Genomic DNA, 18520 nt, shown 5'->3' with positions numbered 1-18520 from the left:
GCTCGGCGGGCGTGGCCGCCGCTTCCGCGGCCGGCGACGGCTCGGCGGCGGGCTGGCAGGCGGCGAGCGCGACGAGCGCGACCAGGAGGGCGAGGCCTTGCAGGGAAGTCTTCATGACGCGGGATTGTCCTGTCTCGAGGTGAAGAAACTGCCGACGCTGCGCGACAGCGGTTCATCCAGGGGTTGGCGCAGGTGGTCGAGCGCGCGCAGCGCATCCCGACCGATGGGGTCGTCGAAGCCCGGCAGCGCCGCGGCGACGCCCGGCACGCGCAGCGACAGGCGCTCGTGCAGCTCGCCCAGGCGCACCGTGCCGAGGTCGCGGCTCAGCAGCCAGGCGCCGTCCTCGGTGCGGCGCACGATGTCGAGCTCCGCCAGCCCGGCCAGCATGCGCCGCAGGTGGTCGTCGGTGAGCATGGGCTCGCAGTCCTGCAGTTCGATCATGTGCAGGCCGCGGCCTTTCGCCCGCGCCTGCTCCAGCCGGCCCAGCAGCCGCAGGTAACCGTATAGCTCGGTGCCCGGCGGCAGCTGCAGCGCCCGCGGCTGGTAGCGGAAGGACGACAGCGAGGCCGCGAACGACGCGCCCAGCAGCACCACCACCCAGCTCAGGTACAGCCACAGCATGAAGATCGGCACCACCGCCAGCGCGCCGTACAGCTGCTCGTACGAGGGCACGCCCAGCAGGTAGGCCGCGAACCCGCGCTTGGCGAGTTCGAACAGCAGGGTCGCGAACACGCCACCGGCCAGCGCGAACCGGAACGCCACGCTGCGGTGCGGGATCAACCAGTAGGCGCAGGTGAAGGCCAGCAGTTCGACCACGTTCGGCAGGTAGGTCAGCAGCCGCTCGCGCCAGCTCAGCGACTCCACGCCCGACAGCGCCGGCAGCGAGAACAGGTAGGACGTGACCGCCAGGCTGGCCACCGCCAGCAGCGTCCCGAGCGTCAGCAGGGTCCAGTAAACCAGCAGCCGCACCAGCCGCGTCCGCGGCGTCGGCACCCGCCAGACGCGGTTGAAGGTGGCCTCGATGCTGTACATCGTCAGGATCAGCGACACCAGCAGCGCCGCCACGCCGGTCAGCGTGAGCTTGCTGGTGCTGGCGGCGAAGTCGCGCAGGTAGTCCTCGACCACGCGCGCCGAGCTGGGCACGAAGTTGGAGAACACGAAGTTGGTGAGCTGGGCGCTCCAGGCATCGAACACCGGGAAGGCCGACAGGATGCCGAACACCACCATGCTCAGCGGCACCAGCGCGAACAGGGTGGTGTAGGCCAGCGCGCCCGCGGTCTCGAAGCAGCGGTCGTCCAGGAAGCGCGTCCAGAGGAACCGGGAGAACGACCGGATCCGCTCCCGGTCGATGCGGTCCCACCAGCGGCGCAGGTTTTGCACGAGGTCCATGGGCGCAGGGTAGCGCGCCGGCTTATCATGCCGCCATGGCCGAGATCCTGATCCTGTACTACAGCCGCGGCGGTTCCGTGGCCCAGCTGGCGCGACAGATCGCGCGCGGCGTCGAGGAAGTCCCCGGCATGCAGGCGCGCCTGCGCACCGTGCCGCCGGTCGCCCCGGTCACCGAAACCGCCGCCGCGCCGGTGCCGGACGAAGGCGCGCCCTACGCCACCCGCGCCGACCTCGAGGCCTGCGCCGGCCTGGCGCTGGGCAGCCCGACCCGGTTCGGCAACATGGCCGCGCCGCTCAAGCACTTCCTCGACACGCTCGGCGCCGAATGGGCGTCGGGCACGCTGGCGGGCAAGCCGGCGGCGGTGTTCACCTCCACGGCCACCCAGCACGGCGGCCAGGAATCCACCTTGCTTAGCATGATGATCCCCCTGCTCCACCACGGCATGGTGCTGGTCGGCATCCCCTTCACCGAGCCGGCGCTGAACACCACGCGTACCGGCGGCACGCCTTACGGCGCCAGCCACGTCGCCGGCACCGAGGGCCAGCCGGTCCCGAGCGAAGAGGAAAAGCTGCTGGCCCGCGCCCTCGGGCGCCGCCTGGCCGGCATCGCCGCGAAGCTGCAGCCATGAGCCGCGCCAACCGGGTCGCCGCGGTCGCCATCGTCGCCCTGCTCGCACTGCAGTGGCTGTGGCATGCGTGGCTGGCACCGCCGCAGTCCCAGCCCTGGGCGATGGCGCTGTTCTTCTCGCTTCCCATCCTGCCCGCCGTGGTGCTGCTGGCCATCGGCCACCGCCGCGCCGGGTTCTGGGGCTCGCTGGCGGCGCTGGTCTACTTCAGCCACGGCGTGATGGCGGCCTGGTCGGACCCGGGCGCCACCGGGCTGGCGCTGGCGCAGTCGCTGCTGGCGGCGGTGCTGGTGGTGTCGGCCAGCTGGGACGGCGTGCGGGCCCGTTTCAGCAAGCGACCGGCCGCGCCGGACGTATAATCCGCGCCCACGCCAACACACCGCATGAGGATCCTTCGATGGACGAGCTGTTGATCGTCACCACCGGCGGCACCATCGACAAGGTCTACTTCGACGACAAGTCGGACTACCAGGTCGGCGAGCCGCAGATCGGCCGCATCCTGCAGGAACTCGGCGTGGCGTTCCGTTTCACCGTCATCCCGATCATCCGCAAGGACAGCCTGCACATCACCGCGGAGGACCGCGAGCTGCTGCGCGCCACCATCGCGGCGCAGCCGGCGCGGCATGTGCTGGTGACGCACGGCACCGACACCATGGTGGACACGGCGCGGGTGCTGGCCACGCTGGCCGACAAGACGATCGTGCTGACCGGGGCGCTGAACCCGGCGCGCTTCCGCGGCTCCGACGCGGAATTCAACGTCGGCACCGCGGTCGGCGCGGTGCAGTCGCTGCCGCCGGGCGTCTACATCGCCATGAACGGCCGCATCTGGGACCCGTCGAAGGTCCGCAAGAACGTCGCCGCCAACCGCTTCGAAGCGGCGGGCTGATCCCGCCAGGCAACACCCGAAAAAAAAGGGGTCAGAGTAAATATTCGTTTGAAACGAATATTTACTCTGACCCCTTTTCTTTGCGGCCGAGGAGAAAGCGACCCTCGATTTACCGGTGACGACGGCGCCACAACCTCCGCGAAGGAAACAAAAAAAGACCCCGGCCGAAGCCGGGGTCCGGGGTGTTGCGATGTCGCGCGGGTCTTAGAAGGTGATCGACCAGCTGTTGATGTAGCCCGTGTCACCGGCGGCGTTGTCGTTCACGCGCAGGCGCCAGGTGCCGTTGAGGGCCTCGGACGACAGGTTGAGCGTGTACGTGCCGACCAGGTTGTCGGCGCTGCCGCCGGCCCGGTTGCTGATGTTGTACAGCGAGCCGTCCGGAGCCACCAGGTCGACGCGCAGGTCGCCGCGGTAGGTGTGGACGATGTTCACCGCGACCGAGGCATTGCTCGGGGCGTTGCCGCTGCGGCCGGAGACCGTGATCGGGCTGTCGACGGTCGCGTTGTCGGCGATCGCGTAGTCAGCCGTGTTCGAGTAGGTCTGCGGCGAACCGCCACCACCACCCTCGGTGTAGTTGCCGACCAGGCTCACGCCGCTGAAGCTCGAGTAGGCCTTCACGCGCACGTGGTAGGTGCCGGCCGAGGGGGCCGCGATGGTGCAGGTCTCGGCATTGCCACCCAGGTACGGACGGCAGACGTAGGACGTATCGGTCGGCGCGCTGCCGAACTGCACGTACAGGTCCGCGTCACCCGTGCCGCCGGAGATCGAGAACGTCAGGTTGGTCGCGCCCGCGGGCACGGCCATCGTGTAGTTCACCGAGTTGCCGGTAGTGGCCGAGAGGCCGGTGACCGCGACGCCCTTGGTCAGGGTGCCACCGGTCGGCGGCGGCGGCGGCGGGGGCGGCGTGGTGCCACCGGCCGCATCCACCAGGGCCTTGGCGTTGATGATGCCCGCGCCGCAACCGCCCGAGCAGGCGCCCGGGAGCGCATACGCGGTGGCCTTGAGCTGGGCCTCGACTTCCGCCGGGGTGTACAGCGGCAGGCCGAGCGCGAGGCGACGGCTCTGCACGAGCGCCACGGCGCCGGCAACGTGCGGGGACGCCATCGAGGTGCCGTTGTACGAGGCGTAGGACTCGGCGCCCGGACCGGCGGTGCCGGCGTTGAGCGTCGAGAGGATGCCCGAGCCCGGGGCCGACACGTCGATCGAGGTGCCGTAGTTCGAGAAGCTCGAACGGGCGCCGGCGCTGGTGATGGACGCCACGTTGATGACGTTGTTGCAGCTCGCCGGGGTGAAGTTGGCGGCGTTGGCGTTGCTGTTGCCGGCGGCGACGACCACGGCGGTGCCGCGGCTGACGGCGCTGTTGATGGCGTTCTGGGTCAGCGTGTCGCAGGCACCGCTGCCGCCCAGCGACATGTTGATGACGTCGGCCGCCTGGGCCGCCGACAGGGTCGGCACGCCGCTGACCGTGCCGCCGGACGCCCAGATGATGGCGTCGGCGATGTCGGAGGTGGAGCCGCCGCCGCGACCCAGTACGCGCACCGGCATGACGGTGGCGTTGAACGCCGTGCCGGCCACGCCCTTGGCGTTGTTGGTGACCGCCGCGACCGTACCGGCCACGTGGGTGCCGTGCCAGCTGGAGGGCTGGCCGCCGGAGTAGTCGCCCGGATCGCTCGGATCGGCGTCGCGGCCGTTGCCGTCGCCGGCGATGGTCGAGCTGGAGATGAAGTCGTAGCCGCCGGAGACGTTGGCGTTGAGGTCGCTGTGGCTGACGTGGCCGGTGTCGAGCACGGCAACGATGATGCCGGCGCCGGTGGCGACGTCCCAGGCCTGGTCGGCGCGGATGCCCGCGGTGGTGCTGGAGAAGCCCCACTGCTCGGAATAGCGGGTGTCGTTCGGGGTCAGCGCGTGCTTCATGACGCGATCGACCTGCACGAACTCCACGTTGGGGTTCGCGGCGATCTCGCGCATCAGGGCCTCGGCGTCCTGGCGGCCCAGCTTCTGGGACACGGCGATGACGTCGGCGCCGAGCGACATGCGGCGCACGTGGCTGGCGACCAGCGGCTTGCCGGCGCCGTTGCGCTCGCCGCGCTGCAGGCGGGCGGCCTGGACCATCTGGTTGGCGCGGGTGGAGGCCGACTGCAGCGAACGCTGGAACGCCGCCGGGTTGACGGCCTCGGCGCTGCCGTCGCGGTACTTGACGATGAAGCGATCGAACTGGGTGTCGGCGTCGAGCGTGCCGAGATCAACGAAAGGCGCGTCTTGCGGACCCGCGGCGAACGCGGAGTGCGCGGCCAGGGCAAGGGTGGTGGCCGCAACGAGCCCGCGCAGGCGGAGCTTGCGTGTATTCATGCTCACAGTGATGGTTCCCCGAAAAATGATGGCAAGAAGGCCGGCAACCGGCCGTGTTTGCTTCCATGCCCCGGGTCCCCTGGCAAACCTTTTCCCTGCGCGGGCCATCAATGGCCACGATCGTAGCGGGGAGATTTTCGCCACCCGGACGTGTGATGCGATTCACAACTGCATGACACGAGCCCGACGCTAGCGTGACGAAAGTCATGGGTCAAGCCGCGGCGCGACAGCCAGGCCCGGGCCCTGCAAAGACCGCGAAAAACGGGGGTTCGCGGACAAGCGGGGGCAGGCCGCCGACGTGCGGCAGCGCAACAACTGCGCGATTTCGTTCCGGCGTATGGACGGCGAGCGGCCGTCGCCGGGGTCAGAACAGGCCAGTCTCGAGGCGGGCGGCGTCCGACATCATCGACTGGTTCCAGGGCGGGTCGAACACCAGCTCGACGTCGGCCTCGGCCACGGTCGGTACGCGCTCGACCTTGGTGCGCACGTCTTCCACCAGGATGTCGCCCATGCCGCAGCCAGGCGCGGTCAGGGTCATGCGGACCGACACCGTGCGCTCACCCTCGGCGTTGCGGCCCAGCTCGCAGTCGTAGACCAGGCCCAGCTCGACGATGTTCACCGGGATCTCGGGGTCGAAGCAGGTGCGCAGCTGGTCCCAGACCAGCTTCTCGACTTCGGCGTCGCCGGCGCCTTCGGGCAGTTCGAGCGGCGCCGGCCGCGGCTTGCCGATGGCGTCGGCGTCCTCGCCGGCGATGCGGAACAGGTTGCCGTCCACGAACACGGTGAACGAGCCGCCCAGGGCCTGCGTGATGTAGCCGGTGGTGCCGGCCGGCAGGTCCACGACCTCGCCCTGCGGCACCATGACGGCGGCGCAGTCGCGCTCGAACTTCACCGGTTCGCTGGTTCTCGAATAGCTCACTGCAGGTATCGCCTGGCTGCAAAGGCGGCTATTTTAGCCCGTCGCCCGCCCCGGAAACCGCCTTGCCGCCAACGGAACGTTCCAAGTCCGCCCGCCACTGGCTACTGCCGCTCCTGGCCCTGGCCGTGGGCATCCTGGGCATGGTGGCCGTCTGGCTCGCCGCCTACCTGCACTTCCGGACCCCCAGTGGCTGGCTGGCGCTGGTAGCCGCGCTCGACATCGCCCTGATGCTGCGGCTGGCCGCGGCTCCCGCCGGGCGGCTGCGTGCCGGCCTTGCCGTGGCGGGAACCGCCGCCGCGATCGCACTCGGGTACTGGATGATGGCCGCGACCGAAATGGGGCTGCTGCTGGGGCTCACCCCACTGGAATCGTCGCAGCGCCTGGGCCCGGTGCTGTTCGGCGAACTGCTGCGCCACACCACCTCGGGCTGGGACATCGCCTGGGCCTTGCTGGCGCTGCCGCTGGCCTGGCGCCTCGGCCGCTGACCGAAGCGCGGCCCCGGCGGGCTCAGTGCCCGCCGTCCACCGACTTGAGTTCGGCCACCAGCTGGCTCACCGCCGCCGCCGCATCACCGTAGAGCATGCGGGTGTTGTCGGCATAGAAAAGCGCGTTCTCGATGCCGGCGAAGCCCGTGCCCTTGCCGCGCTTGATCACGATGGTGTTCTTCGAGGCCACCACGTCCAGGATCGGCATGCCGAAGATCGGCGAGGCCGGGTCGGTCTTGGCCACCGGGTTCACCACGTCGTTGGCGCCGATCACCAGCGACACGTCGGTGGTCGGGAACTCCGGGTTGATGTCGTCCATGTCCGCGATCAGGTCGTAGGGCACGCCGGCCTCGGCCAGCAGCACGTTCATGTGCCCGGGCATGCGGCCCGCCACCGGGTGGATCGCGAAACGCACCTTCACGCCGCGCTTGAGCAGCACCTGGGTCAGCTCCCACACCTTGTGCTGCGCCTGCGCCACGGCCAGGCCATAGCCCGGCACGATCACGACGCGCTCGGCGTAGGCCATCATCGCGGCGACGTCGCCGGCCTCGATGGGCTTTTGCGCGCCGGTGATCTCGGCCGCCTCGCCGGCCTGGCCGAAGCTGCCGAACAGCACGCTGGCGATCGAGCGGTTCATCGCCTTGGCCATCAGCTGGGTGAGCATGGTGCCGGCCGCGCCGACCACCATGCCGGCGATGATCAGCGCCTCGTTCTGCAGCACGTAGCCCTCGAAGGCCACCGCCAGGCCGGTCAGCGCGTTGTAGAGCGAGATCACCACGGGCATGTCGGCGCCGCCGATCGGCAGCGTCATCAGCACGCCCACCGCGAGGGCGGTGACGAAGAACCCGATGATGACCGGCTGCTCCAGGCCGTACACGGTGAGCGCGCCGAGCGCGATCGCCACCAGGAACACCAATGCGTTGAACGCCTGCTGCCCCGGGAAGGTGAAGCGCTTGTCGAGCCGGCCGTCGAGCTTGGCCCAGGCGATCACCGAACCGGTGAGCGAGATCGAACCGATCAGCGAACCCACCACCGCCAGCACCAGCGCGGTCTGCGAGGGCGCCATGCCGGCGTCGGAGAACTTCAGCAGTTCGACGGCGCCGATCGCCGCGGCCGAACCACCGCCCAGGCCGTTGTACAGCGCCACCATCTGCGGCATGTCGGTCATGGCCACGCGCTTGCCCGAGACCCAGGCCACGACCGTGCCCAGGAAGACCGCCAGCGCGATCAGCCCGAGGTTGTGCAGGCCGGGCAGGAAGAAGGTGGCGACCGTGGCCACCACCATGCCCGCGCCCGCCCACTGGATGCCGCTGCGCGCGGTGACCGGCGAGGCCATGCGCTTGATGCCCAGGATGAAGAGCAGCGCGGCGACGAAGTAGCTGGCCTTGACCAGCGGCAGCAGCCAGCCGCTCATGCGCCGGCCCCCGGCTTCTTCGAGGACTTGAACATCTCCAGCATCCGCTCGGTGACCACGTAGCCGCCGGCCGCGTTGCCCGCGCCCATCAGCACCGCCAGGAAGCCGATCACCTTCTCCAGGGTCGTGTCGGCGTGGCCCAGCACCACCATCGCGCCGATCATCACGATGCCGTGCACGAAGTTGGAGCCGGACATCAGCGGCGTGTGCAGGATCACCGGCACCCGGCCGATGATCTCGTAGCCGGTGAAGGCGGCGAGCACGAAGATGTAGAGCGCGACGAAGCCGTCCATGTCCCCTCCCCGCGCGGATGCGCGACGGCCCCATCATAACCGTTGGCTTAACAGCGGCTAGGGGCCTGCGGCGGCCCGGCGGGCCTTGGCCGCGGACGGTCAACCGATGCCGGGGCGATGCGTTATAAACCCGCATGGACGCCCGCCCCGCCCGCCCGTGATGCCTTTCGACGCCGCCCCTTCCGCGCCGGCCGCCGAGTTCGATGCCTTCCTGGCGTCGGTCGAGCGGCGTGCCTTCCGCATGGCCGAACTGGCGCTGGGCCACCGCGAGGACGCGCTGGACGCGGTGCAGGACGCGATGGCCAAGCTGGTGGGCTATCGCGACCGCCCCGCCGCCGAATGGACGCCGCTGTTCTGGTCGATCCTGCGCAGCCAGGTCACCGACCGCCACCGCCGCAACACCGTGCGTCGCAAGGTGATGGCGGTGCTGGGACGGCGCGAGGACGAGCCCGGCGATCCGCTGGACATGCTGCCCGACCCCAGCGAGGATCCCGCGCGCCGGCATGCCGACGCCGCGGCCTGGGCTGCGCTCGGCAAGGCCCTGCGCCAGCTGCCGCGGCGACAGCGCGAGGCCTACCTGCTGCGCGAGCTCCAAGGCCTGGACGTGGCCGAGACCGCCGCCGCCATGGGCTGTTCCGATGGCTCGGTGAAGACACATCTTTCGCGGGCGATGGCCGCCCTGCGAACCCACCTGGAGGACTGGCGATGAGCCGCCCCGACCGCGACCGCGACCCCATCCACGACGCCGCCCGCGACCTGTTCGACCGCGCCAGCGACCGCCTGGACCAGGGCATCGCCTTCCGCCTGCGCCGCGCCCGCCACGAGGCGCAGCAACCGCCCCGTCGCAGCTTGCCGGCGTTGGTGCCCGCGGGCGCCTTCGCCGCGGCGGTGCTGGCGTTGGGCGTGGCCTGGTGGCTGCCGTCGTCGGGCACGCTGGCGCCGGACGCGCCGGACCTGTCCGTGGCCCCGGTGCCCGCGGCGGAGTTCGACACCCTGTTGGCCGAGGAAGACCCCGAACTCTACATCTGGCTGGCCGACGCGCCGGTCGCCACCGCCGCGGGTCCGCGCCCGTGATGCGTGCAGTGTCCGCACTGGCGCTGGGGCTGCTGCTGGCCAGCCAGGCCGCGGCGCACGACGCGCGCGGCGACCGCCCCCACGACCACGGCCCGACGCCGGTGCCCGCCGGCGTGCGCGTGCCCGCCTGGAATGAACTCAGCCCCGGCCAGCAGGCGGCCCTAGCCCGCCTTCGGGATGACTGGGACCAGCTCCCCGCCTCCCGCCGCGTGCGCGCGCTTGAGTGGGTGGAGCGCAAGGCACGCTGGGAAGCGATGACGCCCGAACAGCGCGAGAAGCTGCGCGCCGGCGCCCGTAATTTCCACGACCTGCCGCCGGAGCTGCGTGAAAAAATGCGTGCCAGCCTGCGGGCCCTGCGCACCCTGCCTGCCGAAGAGCAGCGCGCCCTGCGCAAGCGCTGGCACGACATGAGCCCGGAACAACGCCGCGCCTGGCTGCAAACCGGCGGCCCCGCGATTTCCCCGCCGCCTGCCGACGCCGACTGAGGTCAGGCGCGACGCTCGCCCGCGTGGGCGAGGCAGGTCTTGGCGATGAGTTCGTCGTTCCAATCGAGCGTGAGCTGGCCGTCCTTGAGCGACAGCGCCAGGAAGTTGTAGACGTTGCGGGCGTACATCTCGCTGGCGTGCAGGCTGCCCTGGCTGGGCAGGTTCAGCGGGCCGGCGAGGGTGACGCCGCCGGACTCGATCGTTTCGCCCGGGCGGGTCAGCTCGCAGTTGCCGCCGGTCTCGGCGGCGAGGTCGACGATGACGCTGCCGGGCTTCATGCCGGCCACCATCGCCGCCGTGATGATCTTCGGCGCCGGTCGGCCCGGCACCGCGGCGGTGGTGACGATCACGTCCACCGACTTGAGGTGTTCGGCGAGGCGGCGCTGCTGTTCGGCGCGCTCGTCCGCGGTGAGTTCGCGCGCGTAGCCGCCCTCGCCCGCCGCGCTGACGCCGAGGTCGAGGAACTTGCCGCCGAGGGATTCGATCTGCTCGCGCGTTTCCGGGCGCACGTCGAAGCCTTCGACCTGGGCGCCGAGCCGGCGCGCGGTGGCGATGGCCTGCAGGCCGGCGACGCCGGCGCCGACGATCAGCACCTTCGAGGGGCGGATGGTGCCGGCGGCGGTGGTCAGCATCGGGAAGTAGCGCGGGGCCAGCTGGGCGGCGATCAGCACGGCCTTGTAGCCGGCCATGCCGGCCTGCGAACTCAGCACGTCCATGGCCTGCGCACGCGTGGTGCGCGGCAGCCGTTCCAGCGAGAACCCGGTGAGCCGCGAAGACACCAGCGTGTCCACGCGGGCCGGGTCGGCGTGCGGCGCCAGCAGGCCGACCACGACCGCGCCGGGCTTCATGCGCGCCAGCCGCGCGTTGTCGGGCGGCTGCACGCAGACCAGCACGTCGGCCTCGGCCAGCGCCGCGTCCGCGTCGTCGGTGAACTCGGCCCCGGCGTAGGCCGCGTCGGTGAAGTGCGCCGGCAGGCCGGCCCCGCGCTGCAGCAGCAGGCGCGCGCCGAGGGCGGTGAACTTCTTCGCGGTCTCGGGCGACATCGCGACGCGGCGCTCGCCGCTGGCGGATTCACGGACCAATACGATGCTGACCGCCATGCATGCGACTCCCCGGAGCGAATGGGGTCGATGCTACCGGAAGCCGCCGGGACGCGGCAGGGTCGGACGAAGGGCCTGGCAGCCGGGGGCGGTCGGCCTCGCGGCCGCCGCCTCAGTTGGCTTCGGTCTTGAGCTTGCCCATGACCCGGTGCAGGACCTGGTCGAAGACGTTTTCCTGCTCGCGCACCAGCAGGTTGCCTTCCTGCTTCATCGCGGCCAGCTCCTCCACCGAGGCCACCAGCACGCGGACGCCGCGACGGTTGACGAACATCAGGCGGGCCGAGATCGGGCTGATCCAGGACAGCTTGACCGGGTGGTGCTTGCCATCCTCGCCGGCGATGTGGATCCAGGTGCCGACCTTGAGCTGGCGCATCTGCTCGACGTCGGACTCGCTGACCTCGAGGTCGTCGCGGCCGCCCACCACCTCGAGCTTGGGCTTGAGGTCGGCCAGTGCCGCGGTGGCGGCCAGGGTCGCCGGGCTCCGGCGTTCGGGCAGGTTGATGACGTTCTCGACCGGCGGCGCCACGGGCGGCGGCGTCTGGCCCATCGCCAGCAGCTCGAGGCTGGTGGCCAGCGCGTTGATCTGGTCCTGCGCGGCTTCGCCGGTGATGCCCGAGCTGGCCAGCACGGTTTCGATCGGCTCGCGCAGGGACTGCATGGCCGGACCCACCGGGGCGCCCGGCACGCCATCGCGCGGCAGCAGCGCCAGCAGGCGGTCGGCCACGGTGAGCGCGGTCTGCCACGAGCCGCTCTCGGCGCCTTCGCGCAGCGCGATCATGGACAGGTGGTGGGTCCAGCAGCGACCCAGGAAATCTTCCATGGCGGGCGTGGGCTTGAGGCCCTGCACGCGCTGCTCGAGCTCCTTGGCGGCCAGTTCGCGGGCCTGCTCCAGGCGCTCCTGGCCACGCTGGGCCTCGGCGGCGCGGCGCTCGGCCAGCTCGACGCGGCGGCGGTGCTGGTCGAGGAAGGAGCGCAGTTCCTGCTCGAGGGTCTCGAAGATGGCGATGTCTTCGTTGAACTCGGCGATCAGGCGATCGACGGTGCTCTCGGCTTTCTGCAGCAGCTCGCGCTCCTGCGGGCCCTCGCCGCGGTTGCCCTCGCAGGCTTCGGCCAGCGAGTTGAGCAGGCGGCGCGCCGGGTGGGTCTTGTACAGGAACAGGCGGCGGTCCATCACCGCGGCCTTCACGAACGGCACCACCAGGCGCGAGATCAGCGTGCGCGAGGCCTGTTCGAAATCGCGCTCGTCGAACATCACGTCGAAGAGCATGCCGACCAGGTCGACCGCGTCCTCGTCGTCCTGGCTCATGCTCACCTTGTCCGGCGGCAGGCCGATGCGGCCCGCGCTCTGGAGCAGCTCGTTCTTGAGCAGCACGGCCAGCGAGGCCTCCGGGCGGTTGATCGCCTCGGTGACCGAGTTCGGCACGCTGGACTGCAGCAGGGACAGCACCGACATCATTTCCGGCGCCGCCAGCGGGCGCTGGTCGGGATTCGCGCGGCCCTGCGCGGCGCCCGGCTGGTTGCCCGGCCGCCAGCTGTGCAGCAGCTGCAGCAACGCATCGAACACGGCGCGGTCTTCCTGCGGACCGCCCGCCGCCCCTGCGGCGCCGTAATCGGACACCGCGCCGGCATAGCCGTCGGCCGAGGGCGGCGGCGGCGCGGGGGCCGGGCGCGGCGCCGGCTTCTGCACGCCGGCCGGGTTGAAGCCGGCGGCGGCGAGGCGGGCGTTGAGGTCGGTCAGCAGCTCGCGCAGGTCGTGGATCAGCTCGCGCTCGTAGTACTTGAACAGCACCATGCGCACGTCCGGCGGCACTTCGACGCCGTCTTGGGCCTTGCGGATGGCGCCGGCCAGGCCGTGCGCGCTGAGCGGGCTGTGCTCGGGGTCGAGCGTGGCCAGGCCCAGCATGCGGGCCAGCCGGGCGGCCAGCTCGTCGAGCTGGTTGCCGTGGATGCGGGTGATGGCCTCGGCGATCAGGTTGGTCGCGAGGTGCTGCTCGAGTTCGCTTTCTTCGAGCAGGGTGAGTTCGGGCGTGCCCTCGGGCTGGCCGGGCTCCCGGAGCTGGCGCCCCAGGCCCTCGAAGCCGCGGTCGAGGTGGTCGCGGAAGCCGCGCTCGATCGGCGCGCGCGAGGTGCGCAGCGCGCGCATGGCGTGCAGGTAGGGCGAGCCGTCGGGTACGCCGTCCTTCTTCGCGAGGTCGAACAACCAGTCGTCCGCGCGCGCGAACACGCGCGCCAGGACGGTCTGGAGGTGTTCGGTGCTGCGCCGCCGCATCGCCTGGACGAGGTCCCGGGTGTTGACGGGCTGGGGCGGCGAAGCTTGCTGGAAGGTGTTGTTGCTCATGGGCCTCTGCACGTCCGGGGGGACTACGCGCTACGGGTGCCAGTGTGGCGAGGGTCGCACGTTCCTTCTGTGAACCGGTTCGCAAAACCCACGGACGGCGGTCTGCGTGGGGTGAATGGTAACCTCGCCTTCATGAACCCGTTCGAATTCCTGCGCCGGCGCCGCTCCGTGCCCTCCCGACTGCTTGGCGAGCCCGGCCCCAGCCACGACCAGGTCCTGGCCATGCTAACCGAGGCCGTCCGGGTCCCGGACCACGGCAAGCTGGCGCCGTGGCGCTTCCTTCGCATCCAGGGCCTGGCCCGGGACACGCTTGGCGAGCTTCTGGCCGCCCGTGCCGTGGAGCGCGACCCGCAGGCGCCTGCAGCGGCGGTCGAGAAGGACCGCCAGCGGTTCTCGCACGCGCCGGTGGTGCTGGCCGTGGTCGGCCGCCTGACGCCGGGCCACAAGGTGCCCGTGCAGGAGCAGCTTCTGTCGGGCGGCGCGGTCTGCTTCGCCCTGCTGCAGGCCGCGCAGGCGCTGGGTTTCGGCGCGCAGTGGCTGACCGGCTGGGCCGCTTACGACCCGGTGGTCACGGCGCGGCTGGGCCTGGGGCCGGACGAGACCGTGCTCGGCTTCATCCACGTCGGCACGCCGTCCGAGGAAGCGCCCGAGCGCCAGCGCCCCGATGCCGCCGCCCTGCTGGGCGACTGGACGCCATGAGCGGCCCGGTCCACCTGGTCGACGCCAGCCTCTACGTGTTCCGGGCCTGGCATTCGATGCCGCCGGAATTCGAGGACCGCGAGGGTTGGCCGGTCAACGCGGTGCACGGCTTCGCGCGCTTCCTGCTCGAGCTGCTGGAGCGGCAGAAGCCGGCGCGGATCGCCATCGCCTTCGACGAATCGCTGGACTCGAATTTCCGCAACGAGATCTACCCGGCCTACAAGGCCAACCGCGACGCGGCGCCGGACGAGCTCAAGCGCCAGTTCGCCTACTGCCAGCGCCTGTGCCGCGCGCTCGGCCTGCCGGTGCTGGCTGACGGCCGCTTCGAGGCCGACGACCTGATCGGCGCCGCGCTAGGCCAGGTCCGCCGCGCCGGCCACGCCGGGCTGATCATCTCGGCCGACAAGGACCTCTCGCAGCTGCTCGACGGCGACGACGAGCAGTGGGACTACGCCAAGGACGTGCGCTGGCGCGCCGACGGCGTCAAGGCAAGGATGGGCGTGCACGCGCACCAGGTGGCCGATTTCCTTGGCCTGACCGGCGACGCCATCGACAATATCCCCGGCGTGCCGGGCATCGGGCCCAAGACCGCCGCGATCCTGCTCGGCCACTTCGGCAGCCTCGACGAGCTCTACCAGCGGCTGGCGGAAGTGCCCTACCTGCGCATGCGCGGCAGCGCCCAGCACGCCGCGCGCCTCGCCGAGCACCGCGACATCGCGCTGCTGTCACGCCGCCTGGCGACCATCGACGTCAACGCGCCGCTGCCGGCCGGCTTCGGCGCCGCGGAGCGGAATGCGCCCGAGGCCGCCGCGCTCGAAGCGCTGGCCGAGGACCTGCGCTTCGGCCCCATGACCCGCCGCCGGCTGATGTCGGCCTGACCCCACCGAGGACCCGATGACCGAACCCGCGACCACGATGTGCGAAGGCCAGTACCTGCGGCTGGTGCGCAAGGGCCACTGGGAATACGCCGAGCGCACCAACGCCGGCAGCGCGGTGATCGTCATCGCGGTGACGCCGGAGGACAAGCTGCTGTTCGTCGAACAGTTCCGCATCCCGATGAATGCGCCCACCATCGAGATGCCCGCCGGCCTGGTCGGCGACCTCGACGCGCACGACACGATGGAAGCCGCCGCGCGCCGCGAGCTGCTCGAGGAAACCGGCTGGCAGGCCGACGAAGTGAAGGTGCTGATGGTCGGCCCTACCAGCTCGGGCATGAGCAACGAGATGATCGCCTTCGTGCGCGCCCGCGGCCTCACCCGCATCCACGCCGGCGGCGGCGACGCCTCCGAGAACATCACCGTGCACGAAGTGCCGGTCGCCGACGCCCCGCGCTGGCTCACCGCCAAGATGGCCGAGGGCTATTCGATGGACCCGAAGCTCTGGGCCGGCCTCTGGCTGCTCGACAAGAACCCCGACGGCAGCCCGGCCTGATCCCGCTCCCTGTGGGAGGGACTTCAGTCCCGAAGCCCTTCGTCAAAAAGCTTCGGGACTGAAGTCCCTCCCACAGGGAGCGGGAAGTGTCAGCGGAAGGCGTCGGTGGCGCGGACCAGGATGTCGGTGAGTTCTTCCTCGAAGGCGGAGTGGCCGGAATTCGGGGCGATCTCCAGCTTCGCCTCGGGCCAGGCTTTCTTCAGGTCCCAGGCGTTCTGCACCGGGCACACCACGTCGTAGCGGCCGTGCGCGATAACGCCCGGGATGCCCTTGAGGCGGTGCGCATCGCGCAGCAGCTGGTCGTCGGCGTCGAAGAAGCCGCCGTTGACGAAGTAGTGGCACTCGATGCGGGCGAAGCTGAGCGCGAAGTGCGCATCCTCGTGGCTGTTGATGAAGGCCTCGTCCTGGCGCAGGAAGCTGGTGCTTGCCTCCCACACCGACCAGGCCCGCGCCGCGGCCAGGCGCGTGGCCTCGTCATCGGAAGTGAGCCGGCGGTGGTAGGCGCTCATCAGGTCGTGGCGCTCGACCACCGGGATCGGCGCCAGGTACTTGTCCCACGCCTCCGGGAACAGGCGCGACGCGCCCTCCTGGTAGAACCACTCCAGCTCCCAGCGTCGCAGCATGAAGATGCCGCGCAGCACCAACTCGGTGACCTGGCCCGGGTGCGCCTCGGCGTAGGCCAGCGCCAGGGTGGAACCCCAGCTGCCGCCGAACACCTGCCAGCGGTCGACGCCCAGGTGCTTGCGCAGTTTCTCGATGTCGGCGACCAGGTCCCACGTGGTGTTGTCGACGAGGTCGGCGTGCGGCGTCGAGCGGCCGCTGCCGCGCTGGTCGAACAGGATGATCCGGTAGCGCGACGGGTCGTGGAAGCGGCGCATCTTGGCGCCGCAGCCCGCACCGGGGCCGCCGTGCAGCAGCACCACCGGCTTGCCGGCGGGGTTGCCGCACTGTTCGTAGAAGATCCGGTGCCGGCCGTCCACCGCGAGGGTGCCGCTGTCGTAGGGTTCGATCTCGGGGTACAGGCCGCGCATTCGGTCGCCTCGTTGGCTGGAGTCCGCGCTGATTCTAGCCCGCGCGCACCCCTTGAACTGTCATCGGCATGGCGTATGCTCGGCCTGTCATGGGCACAGGGCCAACGCATCTGAGTCTGGTGGGTTCCGGGACCGCACTCCCCCCGGCCGGGCCCGCTTCCGCCCGTGAAAGCCGACTGCCCCGCGTCCTTTCCCTCGATGCCCACGGCCGCATACTCGACTGGATGCACTGGCAGGATGCCGTTTGCCTGTACGTGCGCGGCGCGGTGGCCTGGACCCTCGGCGACCCCTGCCTCACCGTGCACGGCGGTACCAACCGGCTCAGCGGCGAGCAGAGCATCATCCAGCTGCATCCGATCGTCGCCGGGCGCAGTCACGCCCGCAGCACCGGCCTGTCGCCCTCGCCCGCGCTCACCAACACGGCGCTGTTCGCCCGCGATGCCAACCTCTGCCTGTACTGCGGCCGCGAGTTCGGCCGCCACTCGCTGACCCGCGACCACGTGGTCCCGGTCTCCCGCGGCGGCCGCGACATCTGGGAGAACGTGGTCTGCGCCTGCTTCCACTGCAATTCCCGCAAGGGCGGCCGCACCCCGCAGCAGGCGGGCATGCCGCTCCTGGCCGTGCCCTACCGGCCCAGCTGGGTCGAGCACCTGATCCTGTCGAACCGCCACATCCTGGCCGACCAGATGGCCTTCCTGAAGCACCACCTGCCCAAGCGCCCGCCCCGGCTCAGCTGAGCATTTGACGCGGCCCGGGCCGGCAACCGACACTGCCGGCCTTCACGCCGCGACGCCGGGCGTGATCAGGGGGAAGACCAGTAATGACCACTCACAGCATTTGTTTCGCCGGCCTGTCGAAAGCGGAAGAGGCCGAAGTCACCGCCCGCTTCAAGCAGGCCAACGCCAGCACCGGCAACCGCTGGTTGCTCACGCCGGAGACCGAAGCCGGCGTCCTCGTCATCGACATGGACTCCATGTACGGCCAGATGAGCCTGATGAAGGCCATCGGCAGCGGCAAGGTGCTGGTGGCGCTGACCGCCGGCGGCCGCGTGGATACCGACTACGTGCTGCACCGCCCGGTGACCGCCGAGGCGATTGCCGCGCTGTTCAAGCAGATCGAGGCCGGCACGCCGGACCCGGTGTCGGCACTGCGCCCCGAAGCGACGCCGGCGGCCCCCGCGCCGGTGCCCGCCGCGGCCGCACCCCAGCCCGAACCCGTGGCCGCCCCGGCGGCACCTGCGCCGGCAGCCGCACCGGCCCCCGCGCCGGCCGAGCCCGCGCCGGTCGCCGCGCGGACGACCTCGGAACAGCCCGCCTTCGTCCCGCCGCCGGCCGATCCGCGCCTCGCGGATTACCTGCGTCCGGGTGCCCTCGCCGGCCCCGTGCGGCTGCAGCGGGCGGGCGCGCCGGACCTGGTGCTTGATCCGGGCACCCAGACCTACCTGTCCGGTTCCGCGCTGAAGCCGCTGCTGCCCTACTGCGCCGCCGTGATCCGCGAGTCCGACCTGGCGCCGGTGCCCGCGGCGGAACTGCCCGCGCTGGCCGCCAGCCTCGGCGGCAGCCAGCCCTGGTCGCGCCTGGCCTGGCTGTGCGCGCTCAGCGGCGGCAACGGTGCGCTCGCCCCGGGCTTCGGCCCGAACGAGAAATACAAGCTGCTGCGCTGGCCGCAGACCGAGCGCGAATTCCCCAAGCACTTCCGCATCGCCACCGTGATGATGAAGGGCCCGGCCCTGCTCACCGAGATCGCCGAGCAGAGCGGCGTGACGCTGGCCGAGGTGATCGATTACGTCAACGCCTGCCTTGCCACCGGCGTGGCCGAACCGGAAAGCGGTCCGCCGCCGGCCGCCGATGCCGCCAAGGGTGGCCTGCTGGGCCGCTTCCGCCGCTGACATCCGCGGGGGCCGGTCGCGAGACCGCCCCCGTGTTCCATACCGTCGCACGCCGCGAGCCTGAACGCGGGCCGCGCCTTCGCCTTGCTCCCCCGGGGCGGGTGCCGGACAAT

At 71.1% G+C, this 18520-nt stretch carries 19 protein-coding genes and 2 pseudogenes; 12 read left to right on the top strand and 9 right to left on the bottom strand.

Annotated features, from left to right (window positions below):
- Positions 1 to 111 precede the first annotated feature (111 nt).
- Positions 112 to 1389, bottom strand: coding sequence for a YihY family inner membrane protein (locus N787_RS02170; protein WP_034210426.1), 1278 nt, complete (start codon positions 1387 to 1389; stop codon positions 112 to 114).
- Between the two features lie 35 nt (positions 1390 to 1424).
- On the opposite strand from N787_RS02170, the gene wrbA reads away from it, so the two are divergent.
- Genes wrbA through N787_RS02155 form a run of 3 tightly spaced genes read left to right on the top strand, consistent with a single transcriptional unit; the run spans position 1425 to position 2901 of the window.
- Entirely contained in the window at positions 1425 to 2018 is a 594-nt protein-coding gene (wrbA, locus tag N787_RS02165; protein ID WP_034210425.1) for an NAD(P)H:quinone oxidoreductase, read from the top strand.
- Positions 2015 to 2374: a DUF2069 domain-containing protein gene (locus N787_RS02160; RefSeq protein WP_034210424.1), complete on the top strand. Its 360-nt coding sequence runs from the start codon at positions 2015 to 2017 to the stop codon at positions 2372 to 2374. The genes wrbA and N787_RS02160 overlap by 4 nt, the downstream gene beginning before the upstream one ends.
- Positions 2375 to 2412: 38 nt before the next feature.
- A complete protein-coding gene (locus tag N787_RS02155; RefSeq protein WP_034210423.1) occupies positions 2413 to 2901 on the top strand; it encodes an asparaginase domain-containing protein in 489 nt (162 codons plus the stop codon).
- Between the two features lie 204 nt (positions 2902 to 3105).
- Here the strand turns inward: N787_RS02155 and N787_RS15290 are convergent.
- The 3 genes and pseudogenes from N787_RS15290 to sufT form a co-directional block, all read right to left on the bottom strand.
- Positions 3106 to 3336, bottom strand: a pseudogene (locus N787_RS15290) (proprotein convertase P-domain-containing protein); the annotation flags it as partial.
- Between the two features lie 135 nt (positions 3337 to 3471).
- Positions 3472 to 5250: pseudogene (locus N787_RS02150) on the bottom strand (S8 family peptidase); the annotation flags it as partial.
- A 364-nt stretch (positions 5251 to 5614) separates the two neighbouring features.
- Positions 5615 to 6169, bottom strand: a complete 555-nt coding sequence (gene sufT, locus N787_RS02145) for a putative Fe-S cluster assembly protein SufT (protein WP_034210420.1) — start codon at positions 6167 to 6169, stop codon at positions 5615 to 5617.
- 62 nt (positions 6170 to 6231) lie between these two features.
- Here sufT and N787_RS02140 point away from each other — a divergent pair, with 62 nt between their 5' ends.
- Positions 6232 to 6654 (top strand): hypothetical protein, encoded by a 423-nt coding sequence (locus N787_RS02140; protein ID WP_034210419.1) that lies wholly within the window; start codon positions 6232 to 6234, stop codon positions 6652 to 6654.
- Positions 6655 to 6676: 22 nt separating this feature from the next.
- On the opposite strand, the gene N787_RS02135 is transcribed toward N787_RS02140, so the two are convergent.
- Together N787_RS02135 and N787_RS02130 are read right to left on the bottom strand one after the other, a co-directional pair.
- Positions 6677 to 8068, bottom strand: a complete 1392-nt coding sequence (locus N787_RS02135; protein ID WP_034210417.1) for an NAD(P)(+) transhydrogenase (Re/Si-specific) subunit beta — start codon at positions 8066 to 8068, stop codon at positions 6677 to 6679.
- Entirely contained in the window at positions 8065 to 8361 is a 297-nt protein-coding gene (locus N787_RS02130; RefSeq protein ID WP_034210416.1) for an NAD(P) transhydrogenase subunit alpha part 2, read from the bottom strand. The genes N787_RS02135 and N787_RS02130 overlap by 4 nt, the downstream gene beginning before the upstream one ends.
- Positions 8362 to 8521: 160 nt before the next feature.
- Here N787_RS02130 and N787_RS02125 point away from each other — a divergent pair, with 160 nt between their 5' ends.
- The 3 genes from N787_RS02125 to N787_RS02115 are packed head-to-tail and all read left to right on the top strand — an operon-like array spanning position 8522 to position 9920.
- On the top strand, positions 8522 to 9070 hold the full coding sequence (locus tag N787_RS02125; protein WP_034210415.1) for an RNA polymerase sigma factor: 549 nt from the start codon (positions 8522 to 8524) through the stop codon (positions 9068 to 9070).
- Complete coding sequence (locus N787_RS02120; protein WP_052575048.1) at positions 9067 to 9435, top strand: hypothetical protein; 369 nt, start codon at positions 9067 to 9069, stop codon at positions 9433 to 9435. Before N787_RS02125 ends, N787_RS02120 begins: the two co-directional genes overlap by 4 nt.
- Complete coding sequence (locus tag N787_RS02115) at positions 9435 to 9920, top strand: DUF3106 domain-containing protein (protein ID WP_084590576.1); 486 nt, start codon at positions 9435 to 9437, stop codon at positions 9918 to 9920. The genes N787_RS02120 and N787_RS02115 overlap by 1 nt, the downstream gene beginning before the upstream one ends.
- Positions 9921 to 9922: 2 nt before the next feature.
- Here the strand turns inward: N787_RS02115 and N787_RS02110 are convergent, their stop codons facing one another.
- Entirely contained in the window at positions 9923 to 11020 is a 1098-nt protein-coding gene (locus N787_RS02110; RefSeq protein WP_034210414.1) for an NAD(P) transhydrogenase subunit alpha, read from the bottom strand.
- A 112-nt stretch (positions 11021 to 11132) separates the two neighbouring features.
- The gene (locus N787_RS02105) at positions 11133 to 13358 is read right to left on the bottom strand and encodes a DUF1631 family protein (protein WP_034210413.1); all 2226 of its coding nucleotides are present in this window, start codon (positions 13356 to 13358) and stop codon (positions 11133 to 11135) included.
- A 132-nt stretch (positions 13359 to 13490) separates the two neighbouring features.
- On the opposite strand from N787_RS02105, the gene N787_RS02100 reads away from it, so the two are divergent.
- Genes N787_RS02100 through N787_RS02090 form a run of 3 tightly spaced genes read left to right on the top strand, consistent with a single transcriptional unit; the run spans position 13491 to position 15488 of the window.
- Positions 13491 to 14057 carry a nitroreductase family protein gene (locus N787_RS02100; protein ID WP_034210412.1) on the top strand — a complete coding sequence of 189 codons (567 nt, stop codon included), beginning with the start codon at positions 13491 to 13493 and terminating at the stop codon, positions 14055 to 14057.
- A complete protein-coding gene (locus N787_RS02095; RefSeq protein ID WP_034210411.1) occupies positions 14054 to 14935 on the top strand; it encodes a 5'-3' exonuclease in 882 nt (293 codons plus the stop codon). Before N787_RS02100 ends, N787_RS02095 begins: the two co-directional genes overlap by 4 nt.
- A gap of 16 nt (positions 14936 to 14951) precedes the next feature.
- Complete coding sequence (locus tag N787_RS02090; protein WP_034210410.1) at positions 14952 to 15488, top strand: NUDIX hydrolase; 537 nt, start codon at positions 14952 to 14954, stop codon at positions 15486 to 15488.
- A gap of 89 nt (positions 15489 to 15577) precedes the next feature.
- On the opposite strand, the gene pip is transcribed toward N787_RS02090, so the two are convergent.
- The gene (gene pip / locus N787_RS02085) at positions 15578 to 16519 is read right to left on the bottom strand and encodes a prolyl aminopeptidase (protein ID WP_034210409.1); all 942 of its coding nucleotides are present in this window, start codon (positions 16517 to 16519) and stop codon (positions 15578 to 15580) included.
- An 89-nt stretch (positions 16520 to 16608) separates the two neighbouring features.
- On the opposite strand from pip, the gene N787_RS02080 reads away from it, so the two are divergent.
- Entirely contained in the window at positions 16609 to 17256 is a 648-nt protein-coding gene (locus N787_RS02080; protein WP_084590575.1) for an HNH endonuclease, read from the top strand.
- An 83-nt stretch (positions 17257 to 17339) separates the two neighbouring features.
- The gene (locus N787_RS14180) at positions 17340 to 18407 is read left to right on the top strand and encodes a hypothetical protein (RefSeq protein ID WP_052575046.1); all 1068 of its coding nucleotides are present in this window, start codon (positions 17340 to 17342) and stop codon (positions 18405 to 18407) included.
- Positions 18408 to 18520: the final 113 nt, after the last annotated feature.

Origin of the sequence: Arenimonas metalli CF5-1 (assembly GCF_000747155.1) — a bacterium.
In the GTDB taxonomy this organism is placed as follows: domain Bacteria; phylum Pseudomonadota; class Gammaproteobacteria; order Xanthomonadales; family Xanthomonadaceae; genus Arenimonas; species Arenimonas metalli.
Note: the sequence above shows the minus strand (reverse complement) of the source record. Positions and strands in the feature narration are given on the sequence as shown.

Excerpts from the sequence above, each read along its gene's own strand:
- N787_RS02170 (WP_034210426.1), bottom strand. The coding sequence starts at position 1,389 with ATGGACCTCGTGCAAAACCTGCGCCGCTGGTGGGACCGCATCGACCGG.
- wrbA (WP_034210425.1), top strand. The coding sequence starts at position 1,425 with ATGGCCGAGATCCTGATCCTGTACTACAGCCGCGGCGGTTCCGTGGCC.
- N787_RS02160 (WP_034210424.1), top strand. The coding sequence starts at position 2,015 with ATGAGCCGCGCCAACCGGGTCGCCGCGGTCGCCATCGTCGCCCTGCTC.
- N787_RS02155 (WP_034210423.1), top strand. The coding sequence starts at position 2,413 with ATGGACGAGCTGTTGATCGTCACCACCGGCGGCACCATCGACAAGGTC.
- N787_RS02135 (WP_034210417.1), bottom strand. The coding sequence starts at position 8,068 with ATGAGCGGCTGGCTGCTGCCGCTGGTCAAGGCCAGCTACTTCGTCGCC.
- N787_RS02130 (WP_034210416.1), bottom strand. The coding sequence starts at position 8,361 with ATGGACGGCTTCGTCGCGCTCTACATCTTCGTGCTCGCCGCCTTCACC.
- N787_RS02125 (WP_034210415.1), top strand. The coding sequence starts at position 8,522 with ATGCCTTTCGACGCCGCCCCTTCCGCGCCGGCCGCCGAGTTCGATGCC.
- N787_RS02120 (WP_052575048.1), top strand. The coding sequence starts at position 9,067 with ATGAGCCGCCCCGACCGCGACCGCGACCCCATCCACGACGCCGCCCGC.
- N787_RS02115 (WP_084590576.1), top strand. The coding sequence starts at position 9,435 with ATGCGTGCAGTGTCCGCACTGGCGCTGGGGCTGCTGCTGGCCAGCCAG.
- N787_RS02110 (WP_034210414.1), bottom strand. The coding sequence starts at position 11,020 with ATGGCGGTCAGCATCGTATTGGTCCGTGAATCCGCCAGCGGCGAGCGC.
- N787_RS02105 (WP_034210413.1), bottom strand. The coding sequence starts at position 13,358 with ATGAGCAACAACACCTTCCAGCAAGCTTCGCCGCCCCAGCCCGTCAAC.
- N787_RS02100 (WP_034210412.1), top strand. The coding sequence starts at position 13,491 with ATGAACCCGTTCGAATTCCTGCGCCGGCGCCGCTCCGTGCCCTCCCGA.
- N787_RS02095 (WP_034210411.1), top strand. The coding sequence starts at position 14,054 with ATGAGCGGCCCGGTCCACCTGGTCGACGCCAGCCTCTACGTGTTCCGG.
- N787_RS02090 (WP_034210410.1), top strand. The coding sequence starts at position 14,952 with ATGACCGAACCCGCGACCACGATGTGCGAAGGCCAGTACCTGCGGCTG.
- pip (WP_034210409.1), bottom strand. The coding sequence starts at position 16,519 with ATGCGCGGCCTGTACCCCGAGATCGAACCCTACGACAGCGGCACCCTC.
- N787_RS02080 (WP_084590575.1), top strand. The coding sequence starts at position 16,609 with ATGGGCACAGGGCCAACGCATCTGAGTCTGGTGGGTTCCGGGACCGCA.
- N787_RS14180 (WP_052575046.1), top strand. The coding sequence starts at position 17,340 with ATGACCACTCACAGCATTTGTTTCGCCGGCCTGTCGAAAGCGGAAGAG.